Annotated in this window: 14 protein-coding genes; 3 read left to right on the top strand and 11 right to left on the bottom strand. The window is 70.3% G+C overall.

Annotation, left to right across the window (positions count from 1 at the left end; translation table 11 throughout):
* Positions 1–2: 2 nt before the first annotated feature.
* Complete coding sequence (locus tag D9C15_RS24340) at positions 3–863, bottom strand: LysR family transcriptional regulator (RefSeq protein ID WP_128001056.1); 861 nt, start codon at positions 861–863, stop codon at positions 3–5.
* 88 nt (positions 864–951) lie between these two features.
* Between D9C15_RS24340 and D9C15_RS24335 the strand changes: the two genes are divergently transcribed.
* Entirely contained in the window at positions 952–1,845 is an 894-nt protein-coding gene (locus tag D9C15_RS24335) for a DMT family transporter (protein WP_128001055.1), read from the top strand.
* Positions 1,846–1,932: 87 nt separating this feature from the next.
* The gene (locus tag D9C15_RS24330; protein ID WP_164886836.1) at positions 1,933–3,633 is read left to right on the top strand and encodes a calcium-binding protein; all 1,701 of its coding nucleotides are present in this window, start codon (positions 1,933–1,935) and stop codon (positions 3,631–3,633) included.
* A 45-nt stretch (positions 3,634–3,678) separates the two neighbouring features.
* Here the strand turns inward: D9C15_RS24330 and D9C15_RS24325 are convergent, their stop codons facing one another.
* On the bottom strand, positions 3,679–5,997 hold the full coding sequence (locus D9C15_RS24325; protein WP_240668575.1) for a xanthine dehydrogenase family protein molybdopterin-binding subunit: 2,319 nt from the start codon (positions 5,995–5,997) through the stop codon (positions 3,679–3,681).
* A complete protein-coding gene (locus tag D9C15_RS24320) occupies positions 5,997–6,458 on the bottom strand; it encodes a (2Fe-2S)-binding protein (protein WP_128001052.1) in 462 nt (153 codons plus the stop codon). Before D9C15_RS24320 ends, D9C15_RS24325 begins: the two co-directional genes overlap by 1 nt.
* Positions 6,459–6,783: 325 nt before the next feature.
* Here D9C15_RS24320 and D9C15_RS24315 point away from each other — a divergent pair, with 325 nt between their 5' ends.
* Entirely contained in the window at positions 6,784–7,062 is a 279-nt protein-coding gene (locus D9C15_RS24315; RefSeq protein ID WP_128001051.1) for a hypothetical protein, read from the top strand.
* Positions 7,063–7,430: 368 nt separating this feature from the next.
* Here D9C15_RS24315 and D9C15_RS24310 read toward each other — a convergent pair whose 3' ends face one another.
* The 8 genes from D9C15_RS24310 to D9C15_RS24275 form a co-directional block, all read right to left on the bottom strand.
* On the bottom strand, positions 7,431–7,751 hold the full coding sequence (locus tag D9C15_RS24310) for a helix-turn-helix domain-containing protein (protein ID WP_128001050.1): 321 nt from the start codon (positions 7,749–7,751) through the stop codon (positions 7,431–7,433).
* Positions 7,752–7,801: 50 nt separating this feature from the next.
* On the bottom strand, positions 7,802–10,447 hold the full coding sequence (locus D9C15_RS24305; RefSeq protein WP_128001049.1) for a coiled-coil domain-containing protein: 2,646 nt from the start codon (positions 10,445–10,447) through the stop codon (positions 7,802–7,804).
* Positions 10,448–10,570: 123 nt separating this feature from the next.
* Positions 10,571–10,762 carry a hypothetical protein gene (locus D9C15_RS24300; protein WP_128001048.1) on the bottom strand — a complete coding sequence of 64 codons (192 nt, stop codon included), beginning with the start codon at positions 10,760–10,762 and terminating at the stop codon, positions 10,571–10,573.
* Positions 10,762–12,090, bottom strand: a complete 1,329-nt coding sequence (locus D9C15_RS24295) for a phage portal protein (RefSeq protein WP_128001047.1) — start codon at positions 12,088–12,090, stop codon at positions 10,762–10,764. Before D9C15_RS24295 ends, D9C15_RS24300 begins: the two co-directional genes overlap by 1 nt.
* A complete protein-coding gene (locus D9C15_RS24290; protein WP_128001046.1) occupies positions 12,090–13,172 on the bottom strand; it encodes a phage major capsid protein in 1,083 nt (360 codons plus the stop codon). The genes D9C15_RS24295 and D9C15_RS24290 overlap by 1 nt, the downstream gene beginning before the upstream one ends.
* Positions 13,169–13,531: a hypothetical protein gene (locus D9C15_RS24285; protein ID WP_128001045.1), complete on the bottom strand. Its 363-nt coding sequence runs from the start codon at positions 13,529–13,531 to the stop codon at positions 13,169–13,171. Before D9C15_RS24285 ends, D9C15_RS24290 begins: the two co-directional genes overlap by 4 nt.
* A gap of 706 nt (positions 13,532–14,237) precedes the next feature.
* Positions 14,238–14,438, bottom strand: a complete 201-nt coding sequence (locus tag D9C15_RS24280; protein WP_128001044.1) for a hypothetical protein — start codon at positions 14,436–14,438, stop codon at positions 14,238–14,240.
* A gap of 14 nt (positions 14,439–14,452) precedes the next feature.
* Complete coding sequence (locus D9C15_RS24275) at positions 14,453–14,719, bottom strand: hypothetical protein (protein ID WP_128001043.1); 267 nt, start codon at positions 14,717–14,719, stop codon at positions 14,453–14,455.
* Between the last annotated feature and the right edge of the window lie 53 nt (positions 14,720–14,772).

Genomic DNA, 14,772 nt, shown 5'->3' with positions numbered 1-14,772 from the left:
CCTCAGCGCGGGCCCAGCGTCTGCACCGCCAGCGCGTGCAGCGCATCGACGGCCGGGTTGCGCCGCGAGGCCTTGCTGCGCAGCACGGCGACCTCCATGCTGCCGAGCGGCGGCAGGCCGTGGCGCTCGCCCAGCACCTCCAGCCCGGGCGGCACGCTGCAGCGCGTCAGCACCGCGACCGCGAGCCCGCTCTCGACCGCGGCCAGCTGCCCGGCCAGGCTGGAACTGTTGTAGACCACGCGGTAGGGCCGGCCGAGCGCCGCCAGCGCCTGCGCCGCGTCGCGCCGCGCCAGCGAGCCGGCCTCGTACATCGCCACCGGCAGCGGCTCGCGCCGCCAGGCCTCGAAGGCCGGCGCGCCGACCCACACCAGCGGCTCGTGGAACAGCAGCGTGCCGAGCCTGGCGCGCGGGCGCGAGACCAGCGCCAGGTCCAGCTCGTCGCGCTGCACGCGTGGCACCAGCACGGTCGACTGCTCGCAGTCCAGCTCGATCTCCACGCCGGCGTGGCGCGCCGCGAAGGTCTTCAGCACCGGGGTGAGGTAACGCGCGGCGTAGTCGTCCGGCACGCCCAGCCGCACCCGCCCCGACAGGGCCCGACCCGAGATCGCCCGCAGCGCCTCGGCATGGTCGGCCAGCAGCCGCCGCGCGTGCGGCAGCAGCTCGCGCCCGGTGTCGGTGAGCTCGAGGTGGCGCGGCCCGCGCGAGAGCACCGGCCGGCCCACCGCCTCCTCGAGCTTGAGGATCTGCATGCTGACCGCCGACTGCGAGCGGTGCACCAGCGGTGCGGCCGCGGTCAGCGAACCGCTGTCGACCACGGCGACGAAGGCGCGCAGCCAGTCGAGCTGCAGGTCGGAGGAGGGCATGGCTGCCGCGAGAATGTTTCGAGAATCGAATGATAGCGTGTCGATCTATCCGCTTTACGCCGACCCCAGCCGCACCGACCATCGAGGCATGTCCACCATCGCAACGACCTTGCCACGGCCCGTGCCGGCCCCGCACGGCGCACTGCTGCTGGGTGCGGCCGGGGTCCTGCTCGGCACCATCGGCCTGTTCCTGGAGCGTGCCGGCGCCCATCCGCTGACGGCCGTGTGGTTCCGCAGCGTGTTCGGCCTGCTGGCGCTGAGCGGCTGGATGCTGGCGACCCGGCGCTTCGGCGAGCTGCGGCTGGCGCCCCGCACGCTGGCCGCGGCACTGGCCGCCGGTGCGCTGATGGTGGCCAGCTGGGCGTTGTTCTTCGCGGCGCTCGAGCACACCGGCATCGCGGTGGCGACCGTGGTGGTGCACGTGCAGCCGTTCTGGGTGATGGCCCTCGGTGCGCTGTTCCTGCACGAGCGCATCACGCTGCGGCAGGGCCTGGCGGCCGGCGTGGCGCTGCTCGGGCTCGCGCTGGCCTCGGGCCTGGCGGCCTCGGCACAGGGCACGGCGCACACCGGCACGCTGCTCGGCGTCGCGCTGTGCCTGGCCAGCTCGCTCTGTTATGCCGGCGTGACGCTGTTCGCCCGCCGTGCCCAGGGCGCCAGCCCGCTGGTGCTGGCCTGGTGGCAATGTGCCGTCGGCACGCTGGCGCTGGCCTGGTGGCCGATGCTGCACGGCTGGCCCGCGGCGGCGGCCTGGGGCTGGCTGGCCGCCCTGGGCGTCGTGCACACCGGGCTGGCCTACGTGCTCTGGTATGCCGGCGTCGTGCGCGTGTCCGCCGGGCGGCTGGCGACCCTGCAGTTCGTCTACCCGGCGACGGCCGTGCTGGTCGACGCGCTGGTCTTCGGCCGCCCGCTCGATGCCCTGCAATGGGGCGGCGTGCTGCTCATGGGCCTCGGCCTGCTGACGGCACGGCGCCCGGACCACTGAGCACCCCACGGACCGGACCGGTCTTTCTCGACGCCACTGCGGGCCCGGGTTATGGTGCGGCACGCAGTCACCATCAGGGAGAGCCGAATGGCCATCGTGAACTACCTCGGGCTGGCAGACATGTCCGAGCTGATGGCCTACACGGCCGCGGACTCGGTCTTCTTCGTCAGCGCGACCGAGATCCGCATCGGCTCGCCCACCTCGTACGACCGCTACATCGGCACCGGCATCACGGTGGTGAACGGGGTGGTCACGGCCGGCACCATCACGGCCTTCGAAGGGGCGATCGAGGGCGGGCAGGTGCGCGACCTGCAGATCCTGCAGCTCAACCTCTCGGCAGCGACGGTCTACGGGCTGCTCGCGAGCCGTTCCGGCGCGGAACTGAAGTCGCTCGCGCTGGCCGGCTTCGACAGCATCACCGGGCGCAACGGCGCCGACCTGCTGTACGGCTACGGCGGCAACGACATGTTCAACGCCGGCCTGGGGGCCGACACCATGGTCGGCGGCGCGGGCTCGGACAGCTACACCGTCATGGACGCCGGCGACCGCGTGGTCGAGACCGACGCCGCGCTCGCCACGGGCGGGTCCGACACGGTGTACAGCCTGCTGGCCTCCTACACCCTGCCCAGCAACGTCGAGAACGGCTGGATCTTCTCGGTCGGCACCGCCGGCATGACCGGCAACGGCCTGGCCAACCTCATTGTCGCCGGTCGGGGCAACAACCGCATCGACGGCGGCGCCGGCAGCGACACGGTGCGCTACGACGAGGTCGACGACCAGGGTGTCACGGTGCGGCTGGACACCGAGGCGGCCCAGGCCACCGGCAGCTCGGGCACGGACACGCTGATCTCGATCGAGAACCTGGTCGGCACGCCGAATGCCGACCGGCTGACCGGCAACGCCGGGGCGAACCGGCTGGAAGGCGGCGCCGGCAACGACACGCTCGACGGCCTGGCCGGCGTCGACCGGATGGTCGGCGGCGACGGGAACGACCAGTACCAGGTGCGCAATGCCGGCGACCTGGTGATCGAGGCCGCGGGGCAGGGCACCGGCACCGACACGGTGATCAGCAGCGTGTACTCGTACACCCTCGCGGCCAACGTGGAAGTGGGCCGGATCGCCGGCGCCGCGGACATCCACCTGACCGGCAATGCCGGGGCCAACCGGCTGTATTCCGGGGCCGGCTCGAACATCATCGACGGCGGCGCCGGCACCGACGTGGTCGACTACTCGTTCGCCACTGCGGGCGTGCGGGTCAACCTGGGCCGCACCACGATGCAGAACACCTGGGGCTCGGGCGCCGACACGCTCATCCGCATCGAGGGCGTGCGCGGTTCGGCGTACTCGGACAACCTCGTCGGCAACGGCGGTGCCAACACCCTCCAGGGGCAAGGCGGGGACGACGTGCTCGCGGGCGGGCGCGGCAACGACATCCTCAGCGGCGGCAGCGGGCTGGACCACTTCCGCTTCACCACCCTGCCGGACCCGGTCTCCAACGTCGACCGCATCACCGACTGGTCGTCGCCGGCCGACACCATCGAACTCGACAACGCCGTCTTCACGGCGATCCTCAGCGACGGGGCCCTGCCCGCCGCGGCCTTCCGTGTGTGGACGGCGACCGACCGGACGCTGGACAGCACCGACCGCGTCATCTTCGACAGTTTCGGCGGCGGTCTCTACTACGACGCGGACGGCTCCGGCTTCGACGCCGTGCTGCTGAAGATCGCGCAGCTGGACTGGGTCGCGGTGCCGCCGACGATGACCGCCGCCGACATCACGATCATCTGAGCGTGACGGCGCCCGGGGCGGCGGGCGCGCGCCGCCCCGGGTCACTCAGACCGGCGCCGAGAGCTGGTCGCGCAGCGGCAGGCGGCGGATGCGCTTGCCCGTGGCGGCATGGATCGCGTTCATCAGCGCCGGGGCGATCACCGGCACCCCGGGTTCGCCGACCCCGCCCAGCGGCGCGTCGTACGAGCCCGAGTCGACGAAGTGCACCACGATGCGCCGCGGCGCGGCGTTCATGCGCATGATCTCGTACTGGTGGAAGTTGTCCTGCTGCGCGCGGCCGTTCTTGAACGTGATCTCGCTGACCAGCGCCTGGCTCAGCCCCATCACGCAGGCGCCCTCGAGCTGCGAGCGCACGCGGTCGGGATTGATGGTCGTGCCGCAGTCCACCGCGATGTCCACGCGCGGCACGATCACCTCGCCGCGCGGCGTGACCGTCACCTCCACCACTGCGGCCAGGTAGCTGACGAAGCTGTAGTGCGCCGCCAGCCCCAGCCCCTGGCCGGCCGGCAGCTTGCGTCCCCAGCCCGCCTCCTGCGTGACGCGCTCGATCACCTTGCGCAGCCGGCCGGTGTCGATCGGGTAGCGCTCGGGCGACTCGCCGTGGTTCCACGGCTCGCCGAGCTTGACCGGGTCGAGCTTGCGGTCCGGCCCGAGCAGCGCGAGCAGGAAGTCGCGGTGGTCCTTGCCCTGCGCCGCCGCGATCTCGGCGATGAAGGACTGCGCCGCGAAGGCATGCTGGATGTTGTTCACCGAACGCAGCCAGCCGATGCGGGTGTGCGCCACGGCCTCGGGGTTCTCGATGCGGATGTTCGGGATCTGGTAGGGCATGCCGGTCAGACCCAGGCCGAGCTCGAACTCCGCCAGCACCTTCGGATCGGGCGCGAAGATCGACACGATGGTCGGCTCGGCGGCGCGGTGCAGCCAGGCCACCACCTTGCCGCTCGCATCGAGCCCGGCCTCGAGGTGCTGCGCGGTGACGGTGTGGAAGTAGTCGTTGTGCAGGTCGTCCTCGCGCGTCCAGGTCAGCTTGACGGGCTGGCCGCCCATCTCCTTGCTGACCAGCGCCGCCTCGACGACGAAGTCGGCCTTGGACTTGCGGCCGAAGCCGCCACCCAGCAGCGTGACGTTGACCTTCACCTGCTCGGGCTTGAGGCCCAGGCGCTTGGCGACGCGGTCGCGCGCGGCCTGCGGCGACTGGCTCGGTGCCCATACCTCGCAGGCGCCGCGGACGATGCGCGCCGTCGCGGCCGGGCACTCCATCGTGGCGTGCGCGTAGTGCGGCACGTAGAAATCGGCCTCGAGCCGCTTCGCCGCGCCGGCCAACGCCGCATAGGCGTCGCCCTCGTTGCGCACCACCTTGCCGCCGGGTTTCTTCACCGCGGCCTCGAGCTCGGTGCGGAAGGCCTCGGAGTCGTAGCTGCCGTGCGGGCCGTCGTCCCACTCGATCTTCAAGGCGTTGCGGCCCTTGATCGCGGCCCAGGTGTCCTTGCCGACCACCACCACGCCGCCCACCGGCATGAACTCCGAGGGCGGCGGCGTGCCCTCGAGCGCGAACACCTTGACGACACCCGGCACCTTCAGCGCCTCGGCGGCGTCGAAGCCCTTCAGCTTGCCGCCGAGCACCGGCGGGCGCGCGATGACGGCGTACAGCATGCCGGGCAGGCGGGTGTCGATGCCGAACTTCGAGCGGCCGTCGACGATCACCGGCCCGTCGGTCAGCGCCGGGTCGTTCTTGCCGATGTAGCGGAAGGCCGACGGGTCCTTCAGCTTGAGCGCCTCGCGCGGCGGCACCTCGAGCCTGGCTGCGGCGGCGGCCAGCGCGCCGTAGCCGAGGCGCCGGCCGCTCGGCGCGTGCACCACCTCGTGGTTGCGCGCCTGCACCTCGGCGACCGGCACTTTCCACTGCGCGGCCGCGGCCTGCTCGAGCATCTGGCGTGCGGCCGCGCCGCAGCGGCGCAGCGGCTCGAACCAGTGGCGCGTGCTGCGCGAGCCGTCGGTGTCCTGGTTGCCGTAGGTCGGCTCGTCGCCCGGCGCCTGGGCCACGCGCACGCGCCGGTAGTCGGCCTCCAGTTCGTCGGCCACGATGCGCGGCAGGCTGGTGCGCACACCCTGGCCCATCTCCGAGCGGGCCACGACGATCGTGACCGTGCCGTCCGGCGTGATCGAGACGAACAGCTTCGGGCTGTCGCGCAGGCCGTGGGGCATGGCGTCGCCGCCGTACTTCTTCGGTTCCTCGGCGGCGCGGCCCGCGCCGGGCAGGCCGATGCCGAGCACCAGGCCGGCCAGCGGGGCGGTCTGCAGGAAACGGCGACGGCTGGTCGCGGTAGAGCCGTGGCCGGCCCGGATCAGGGCGTGCAGGTCCATCATGCCTCCTTGATGCCGGCCGCGACCTTGATCGCGCTGCGGATGCGGGTGTAGGTGCCGCAGCGGCACAGGTTGCCGCTCATCGCCCCGTCGATCTCGGCGTCGCTGGGCTTGGGGTTGGACGCCAGCAGCGCCGCGGCGCTCATGATCTGCCCGGCCTGGCAGTAGCCGCACTGCGGCACGCCGATCGCGAGCCAGGCGTTCTGCACCGCCTTGCCGACGCGCGTGGTGCCGATGCCTTCGATGGTGGTGATCTTCTTGCCCAGCGCCGCGGAGAGCGGCGTCTGGCAGCCACGCACCGGCGTGCCGTCGAGGTGGATCGTGCAGGCGCCGCAGTGGGCGCCGCCGCAGCCGAACTTGGTGCCGGTCAGGCCGAGGTGGTCGCGCAGCACCCAGAGCAGGGGTGTGTCGCCCGGTGCGTCGACGTTCATCGACTTGCCGTTGATCTGCAGGCTCGCCATCGATGCTTCTCCTCGAGTGACCGCGCCGCCGCTGGTTCGGGCCCCGCGGAGCGCGCAGGGTACTCCCCGGACGCCCGTTGCCGGCACGGTCATGCCTTGACCCTCCGTGCGACGAGGTCGAAGCGAGGACAATCGCGGCACGCCCGATCGACTTGCCCGTTCACCCCTTGTCTTCCGCTCCCTTGCCCAGCCTCTGGCGCCTCAGCGTCGCGCCGATGATGGATCGTTGCGAAAGCGCAGCATTGGCGCGGCCTGGCCGGTAGGCGTGTGCTGGGCGTGTGCAAGGCCAAGAATCGGACAGTGATCGAACAGACTGAGGCAACGCATGCTCTTCAACGATGACGAACGGGACCTGCGTATTCAGTTCGGCGACATGGTCACGGACGCTGAGGGGCGCGATTGCATGGTCGGGTTGACGCATGAGGAGTCGGTGTTCCTCGTGCAGCACAAGCGAGACTTCGCCAAGGGCAATCGCCATCACGGGGAGGCCAAGCGTCGGGCGGTCGAGCTGGTGCGAAAGCACGAGGCTGCGCGCATAGCACGCCTCGGCGAGGTTCACGCTCAAACGTCGGATGCCGTTGATCGAGCAAGAGGGAAGGGCTGACGCCATTCGTGCACGCGCGCGCACGTGCAGCGCGTGCAGTGACGCGTGGGCCACGCGTCCCGCTCGCGTGAGCCGATCGGCTGGAAGACAGGGAAAGCCGAGGCTCGGCCCGGTTGCCATGGGGGCCAAGCCTGGGGCTTCGTCCAGATGGGAGGGGGCCGTGTAGACGCTTGAGCGTCTCGCGTGCGTCTACAGCGGGCGTCTACCAAGCGTCTACGTGAGCCAAGTTGGCCGCTTCCTCGAAACTCAGTTCTTGCGCAGAAACTCGGCACCGGCTGAATCTCAGCGCCGAGGAAAAACTCTCTGCGTGTGGCCAGGCTCGGTCTAGGTCGAGGCCTCGCCGAATGCTCGCGAGTACCCCCCGTGCGTCACGCGGTGGCGCGCCAGCCATCCGCATCCATGCGTGCGGAGCCCGCTCGAGCCAGGCGCTTCAGCGCGCGATCGATGGATGACTTCGGTCGGCCCGTCGCTGCGGCGATGGTGCGAACGCTGCCCGTGCCGAGCTGCTGCAGCTGCGCGAGCAGTGCCTCGTCGTCGAGCGCGGTGCGTGGTTCCGGCGGCAGCGCTTCCTCAGGCTCGCCGGCCGGCTCGGTAGTGATCACCACACGGCAACGCTCCGCAGGCCAGCTCACAGCCGGCGCGGCGAAGGTTCCCAGGAGCATTGCAATCGCGAAAGGCCACGGGTCCATGCCCGGATGGTACGGACCGCGTCTCGCCCCTGCAGCGCAAAGCGGGACAGTCAGCCGCGACGCGCGAGCGCAGGCTGCAGGCCGAATCGCGACTTCATCGCGCTGTACGTGCTGCCGCCTCGCGCGATGCGGCGATCTACCTCGGCCACCGCGGCATCGATGATCACGCGCACGCCACCGTCCCCGGTCGGCTCGGTCTGCACGTCCGCGCCATGGTTCTCGATCACCACCTGCACCGGCCGGCCGCCAGCGGCCCCGCCGTTCGCTCGGTGGCGCGGGTCATCGCGCCGGATGACCTCTTCTCCCCTGCGCAGGATCGCGGGCACTTCGTCAGGCATCAGGCCACCGATGCCGCCGGAGTGGTAGCGCTTCGCACCAGCGAACACCGAGGCGGGCACGCGCGCGGCGCGGCCGCCGGCGCCGGCTACTCCGCCATCGTGGAAGAAGTAGGACAGCGCATCGGGCGACAGGCCCTCGAGCCCGCTGCCACCTGGTGAGGCGAAGCCGGCGAACGATGCGAAGCCGGAGGCGGCCTGCTGTCCGCCGATCGCCGCGAGAGCTGCAGCGGCCGCGCCGGCTGCCTGAGTCAGCGCCGCGAGTGCACCGGTCGACGTCGTCACCGCGCCCGTGTTCGTCGCAATCGCGGCTGTCTGCGATGCCGTCGCAGAGTCCGCGCCGGCGCCCGGCAGCAGGCCGCGGAACGACGTGCGCAGGGACTCGGCGAGTGGCTCCTCGATAAGCACGCGCACCGCGATGCCCTGCCCGATGCGGCCGATGTCCGTCAGGAGGTCCCGGAACTTCCCGCCCTCGGTCAGCGCTCGGCCGAAGGCACCGGCCAAGCCATCCGCTAGCGAGTCTGCACCGGTGCGCAGTTGCTCGAGCTGGGCCGCCACGCGCGTGCGTTCGGACAGTTCCCGCCGCAGGCGGAGTTCTTCCTCGAGCAGGCGCAGGTTCCGCTCACCGCCGGCCGACTCGGCTTCGCTCGCGTCACGAGCCCGGGCGATGGCCAGGGCGGTCCGCTCGGTCGCGATCGCCTCCTCGAGGCGCGCGATGCGCAGGCGGTCGACCTGGTCGGCTGTGAGTCCGATCACCTCGATCTGCTCACGCAATGAGGCGTTCGCGGACAGGCGCGCCTCGGCCTGGCGGTCGAGCGCCTCGGACGACTCGCGCTCTGACTTCGCGAGCGCCTCAGCGGCCGCGCGCTGGTCCCGCCGCTGCTCGATCGTGGCAGCCGTGGTGAGGTACTGCTCGAGCGACGCGGCGGCCGCGCGCTTCTGCGCGTCCGACAGCGCCACCTCGGCACCGGCCAGCTTCTGCACGATGCCCAACGCGAACTGCTGGGCGCTGCTGAGCTTCTCGCCGCCGGCGAGCTCGGCCTCGGCCTCGCTGCGCTTGCCGGCGATGCTGGTCTGCAGGTCGGCATAGAACCTCGCCGCCGCTTCGGCTGCCTTGCCCTGGCGCTCGAGTTCGCCGAGGTCGGGAAGGGAGGGCTTCACCGCTTCCGGGTTCACAAAGCCCCGGCCGCCGCCGGCGCTGCCGTCGGTCAGGCGCAGGTACTTCGCACGAGCCGCGGCGATCGCCTCGGTTCGCTGCGCGATCTGCGCCTCGACCTGCTCGAGCTCGGCCGCGAGCGGGCTTGTAGGCGAGATGCGGACCACGGTGCGCAGCCGCTTGGCCTGCGCCTCAAGGTCCGCGAGGTCGGACTTGAGCCGACCAAGTGCCTTGCCTTCGTAGTAGGCGGAGCCGAGCCCGATCAGCTCGCCGATCGCGTCGCCAGCACCGCGGATGCCGCCGGTGTTGTAGCCCTTCAGCACCTCGGCCAGCGCCGGCGCGAGCTTCAGTGTCAGGGCGCGTGCCGCGTCCTCCGTCTGCGCCCGGAGCGTCGACAAGGCCTTGGTGTAGGCCTCCGCTGCCTCCGCCTGGTCGCGCGTGAGCGTGGCGGTCAGCTTCGTCTGCCCGGCCAGGTCCTTCAGGAAGTCGGCGGATTCCTTCGTGGCGCGGCCGAGCAGCACCTGCTGTAATCGTCCCTTGTTCGCGTCGTCGGCATACCTTGCGATCGCCACTGCGATCTGGCGCACCGCCTCGGCCGGGTCCTGCCGGCGCAGCTCGGCTGCGTCGAGCCCGAGGGCCTTCAGCGCGCGGCCGGCGCCGCTGTCCGGTGCAGCCTCGAGCGCCTTGTTCACCTGGAGCACCAGCTGCTGCAGATCGGAGAACCCGAACCCGGAGCGACGCGCGATCGCGTCGAGTGCGGACAGGTTCTCGATGCTTGAGCCGCTCGCGGCGCTGAGCCCATTCAGCGCGTCGACCGCGCGCAGGGAGCCGTCGAGAAAGACAGTCAGACCGCCGGCGGCAGCAGTCCACAGCAGAGGGCCCAGATAGGCGCCGGCTCGCGTCGCGGCGTTCACTGCCTGCTGACGCTTCTCGGCATCCTCGAGGCGCCTGATGTAGCCCGCGGCCGCGTCGCTCACCCCGAGCTGCGCCGCACGTTGCGCGAGCAGTGCCGAGCGCGCGAGCGTGGCCTTGTCGACGGTGCGCTCGAGCGAGGCGAGGAAGCGCTTCTGTGCCGCGTTCGTCACCTCGGCAGCAGCGGCCATCTTCTGCTGGTCGCCCGCGACAACGCGGGTCGCACGATTCGACGCGGCCTCGAACTGTGCGAGGCCCATGGTGAGCAGAACTTCCAGTTTCGCGAGCGGCATCAAGTCCCCTTGAATGGTTGCCGGCCGCGCGGGTCATGAAGCGCCCCGCCGCCGGCTGTCGCGGTTTGTTCCTCGCCGGGGCCACTCACGACTAACGCCCCGCCGGCGAAGTGCCGGGGCCGATCAATGGACGGCGCCGCCCTCGAGCTGATGCTCGAGGCGCTCCAACGTGAGGCGCTGCTGCTCGAGCAGCGCATCGCAATAGGCGTCGACCTGGCGATGCGCGGCCGCGCGGTGTGCCTCAATCTCGCGCGTGTATTGCGCGCGCAGTTCATCGACGGAGACGGTCGCAGGTTCGTCGATGGTCGAGGGCATCACATTTCCTTGGTCACGTGGCGAGCCAGCCAGTCCTTCGCCGGCGGGGACGTGGGCGCATCGCTCGGCGCGGTGCGCGAGGCCAGCTGCCCCACCTGCCACATTTGCTGCTGCATGAAGGGCTGATCGCCGCCGCGCACCGGTGGCAGGTTCTCTGCGGCCCGTGCCTCGTTCGGCGAGAGAATCCCGGCGCCGACCAGCTTCGCCGCCGTCTCCGCGCGGGACAGCGGGTCCATGCGCAGAAGCGCCGAGGTGTCGAGCTCGATCCGCATGTTCGGCGGCAGCTCGAGCGCCTCGGCCATCAGCAGCTCGATTGCGGTGATCGCCGGCTGCAGCGCCTGGCCGAGGTAGTCGTTCTGAAGCTGCGCGATGTTGTTGAAGCTCGGCAGCGGACCCACGCCCACCTTGTAGCCGGGTATCTTGAACACGCGACAGCAATCCTCGCCAGTCCATCGGAGCTGCTCAATCAGCTGCGCATCGTGCGCGGGCATCGCAAGGGGCTCGTACTTCAGCCCGGAGCCAGTCACCAAGAGGCGGCCAATGAAGCCGCCGGCGAACTTGTCTTCGAAGTCGCGCTTCAGGCGCTCCGCGGTCTCGTCAGGGATGTTGCCCTCTGCGGTCAGATGCCCGCCTGGCTGGCTCGCGTTCGCGAAGAAGGTGCAGGACTGCTCTTGGATCCTGCGGCCGAACGTGCCACTCGCCGCCGCTGCGGACAACGCGGACAAGCCGATCAGGGGATGAAAGAAGCAGTGCGTTCGATCGTGCGCAATCTCGCTCGCGGGCACGAGGATCGGCTCTTCGATCGCCGCGTGAACGTCGCGATTGAGCTGGTAGTAGACGCCACCGTCGGGGGTCAACTTCACCGCCACGAGTTCGGGGCTGAGCAGATGAAGGCGCCCGACGGCACCATCTTCGCGTCGCTCCTTCAGAAGGTACACGTTCCCCCACATGAGGCGCGACGTGACCCAGCTCTCGAGGAACTGACCCCAGGTGTAGAACGGGTGCGGCTTGCGCACCAGGCGCGACAGGCGCGAGTCGTCGTCGACCTCGACCCAAGTCCCGCTCGGTTGCCTGATCTGCAGCATCGGCCGCATGCGTCCGATGTCGCCTGCGACCAGAGACATGCACGCGAAGATTGAACCGAAGCGCAGCAGCTGTGCCTTCGGGTCCTCTGCGACGATGCCCCGCTGCCAAGCGCCGGCGAACGGCTCGACGATCGTGTGCCATCCGCCCCTCGCACGGTCGGGGTACGTGAGCCCCGAGGCTCGAGGCTCGGCCGCCGCCTTGCGCGTGAAACTCAGCTCGAACCGACCGACTGCGAGGCGCATCAGTAGGCGACGCCCGAGATGTAGGCCGTGAAACCGGCGCGTGCGACGGACCAGTTCATGTACCGCTGCGCCGCGATGGCGATTGCACCGACCTGCCACAGACTCACCACCGAGGCACCGGTGCCGGCGCCAGCATCGTTGGTCGGGGCGTCGTCCATCTGCACCGCGCCGCGTGTCGAAACGTCGACGCGAGCCTGGCCATCGTCCGCGAAGTTGACGCCGGCCGGGTCGAGCAAGCCAATGGTCGTCTCCGCCGGGGACCCGGCCTCGGGCACCGAGGCCGAGACCTGCACCTCCATGCCCGCGATCGTCCCGCCGTCAACGCGCATGGCCGGGTAGGCCCGCGCACCGCTCGCGTCGCGCAGGAAGGCGAGATAGGCGGCCGTCCGAGCGCTCATGACCCACGTCGCGCCACGCAGAGTGCTGCCGGCCACCAGCAGCAACCCGCAGAGCCTCCGCAGATCCTCGTCGATCGACCCAACGTCGCTGCCCGACGAAGGGATCGACGCTGCGCCGTAGAACACCGATGCCGGCGTCGCATCGTCGCCGGCGTTCGTCGGGTCGGCGAACGCAAGGTCGGTCGCCGGTGCGAGCGCGGCGGCGACATCGTTGGAGATGATCGCGTCCGAAGACGGGTCGCTGTGCTTGGCGATCTCGTCCGTCTGGAACGCGATCGCTGCAACCCGCTTCGGCATGAGGCGGTTCGCAGCGGCGTCGAGGTCCAGGCGACTCGCGGGGATCGCCGCGCCTTCCTCGACCCACCGGCCTTGCGCACCGCCCGCCTGCCGGATCGACTTGACGCCGAATGGCACGCGCCGCATGCGGCTCTCGAGCCGTCCGACGATCGTCAGCGGCCGGACCAGCTCGACCAGGTCGCTGCTGATCGGCCCGAGCACCGAAGCCAATTCCGCGAGAGAGTGCGCCGTGACGGCGCTCTTGAGGATGCCCGCGATCTGCGCGGAGTCGGACCAACTGCGGCCCATCGCGTATGCGGCGGACGCCGCCCTGTCGCCTTGGCCGGCAGCGAGCGCTTTGACGTAGTGCGCGAGGGTTGTGCCTCTGCGGGCTTCGAGTCGGGTCATCGTGACGTTCGGAGTTCGGACGGTCGAGACTGTGGCGCGCCGAGCCGTCTCCTGTCCTCATCCGGATGAGCCTCCTGCTGCAGCTCGGCCCAGAGAACGGCGGGCGTCGCGCGTGATGACCGCGGCGCCGCGACCTTCAGGTGAACGCGCACCAGGTCCCCGCCGTCTGCGAGCCAACTCGCAAGCGCGCTGCCGACAAACACCTGCGCTGGGTCGCCGCTCGTCAACATCGCCTCGGCCGCCCGGGCAATGTCGCGGACCCGCTCCTTTCGCTCGGCCCGCGCCCGCTCACGGCACAGCTCAGACGCGAGCGCGTCAGGCAGTTGTGACCGTCCGAACGGGTCGAGCGGCAGACTCATGCGGCCGCGACCCCGAAAAAATCCGCGCACCGAACTGACACCGTGTGCGCGACGGACCCCGCTCGGTCACGCGCGGCCGGCCGCCGAATGCTTGAGCTCACCCCCCCGGGATGCATCCTCATGGCGCTGCACCTCCGACCGGAGGCAGGGGAGATGGCAACTCTAGAAGTTGTGCTGAATCGGCACTAAGCGAGGCGCCAAAACCGGCTCCTACAGGTGCTGTTTCAGCACCTAGCGGTGTGGTCCTTTGTGCTGATTCGGCACCTGTAGCGCGGGCTCTTTGTGCTGATTCGGCACCAAGCGGCGCGCTTCTTCGATAGGCGCCTCGAGGGAACTGAGACGCGGGAAGGTCCATGTCGGGACACCAATCGAGGGCCCACCAAGTGCACGCGTACCAAGCGGCGGTCGATGGGAAGCGGCCGATGCGGGTCTCAACCATCAAGACCTCGGCAGCCAGAAGCTCGCGCTTGGCGTTGATGAGCGAGTGCTTGCCGCGCCAGCCGCGCTCTTCGGTCATGAACGACCATGAGCACAACAACTTGCCGTTGTTGTCGCCGCGATACTGCGAGCTAACGTCGAGCAGCAGGGCACGTGCTGAGTGCCCGAGCGCTACATAGGATGGGCAAGTTAGGACCGCGCGAGGGATAGCGATGAAGTCGCCGGCGTCGCGGGAGCCGCCCTTGCTGTATCGGCGCTTCGCCAAGCCTCACCCCGCGCGGCGCGCTTGCTTGGCCAGCTCCTGCACAAAGCCGCGGGCCGCCGGGCCGGTGAGTTCGCCATCGTTGCGCAGGATTGCGACGAGGGCGTCGAAGGCGACGGACAGCGGTGCACCAGCGTTGATCCGCTCGGCAACCTCCTGGGCGAGCAAGGCGCCCGCAGCAAGGCGGGCGACGGCCTCGATGTCCAACTCGAAGCCGCCGCTCACAGCGCGTCCCTCGCTGCAGTGTTCTCGTCGCGCTCGCGGGCCGCCGTCTCGATGAATCGCTGCACCAGCCTCATCGGGTACAGGATGCGGGTACCGACCCTAACGAAGCCGGGGCCGCGACCGCGCTTTCTCCAAGTCGCGGCGGTTAGACGCGTGATCCGTGCGAGGAGCAAGAACTGATCCTCGGTCATGCAATCAAGCCGAGCGGCAAGCTGCCGCAATTGCTCGCCGTCTTCAGCAACGGGGATGTCGTTGGGCTGCACCGGGTATCGCCGGTGCTCAAACCGGCGCGCAGTTGGGGTGCGGCAGTTGTATG

It is taken from the genome of Piscinibacter defluvii (assembly GCF_004011805.1).
GTDB lineage: Bacteria > Pseudomonadota > Gammaproteobacteria > Burkholderiales > Burkholderiaceae_C > Piscinibacter > Piscinibacter defluvii.
This window is presented reverse-complemented; position numbering and strand designations above follow the sequence as displayed.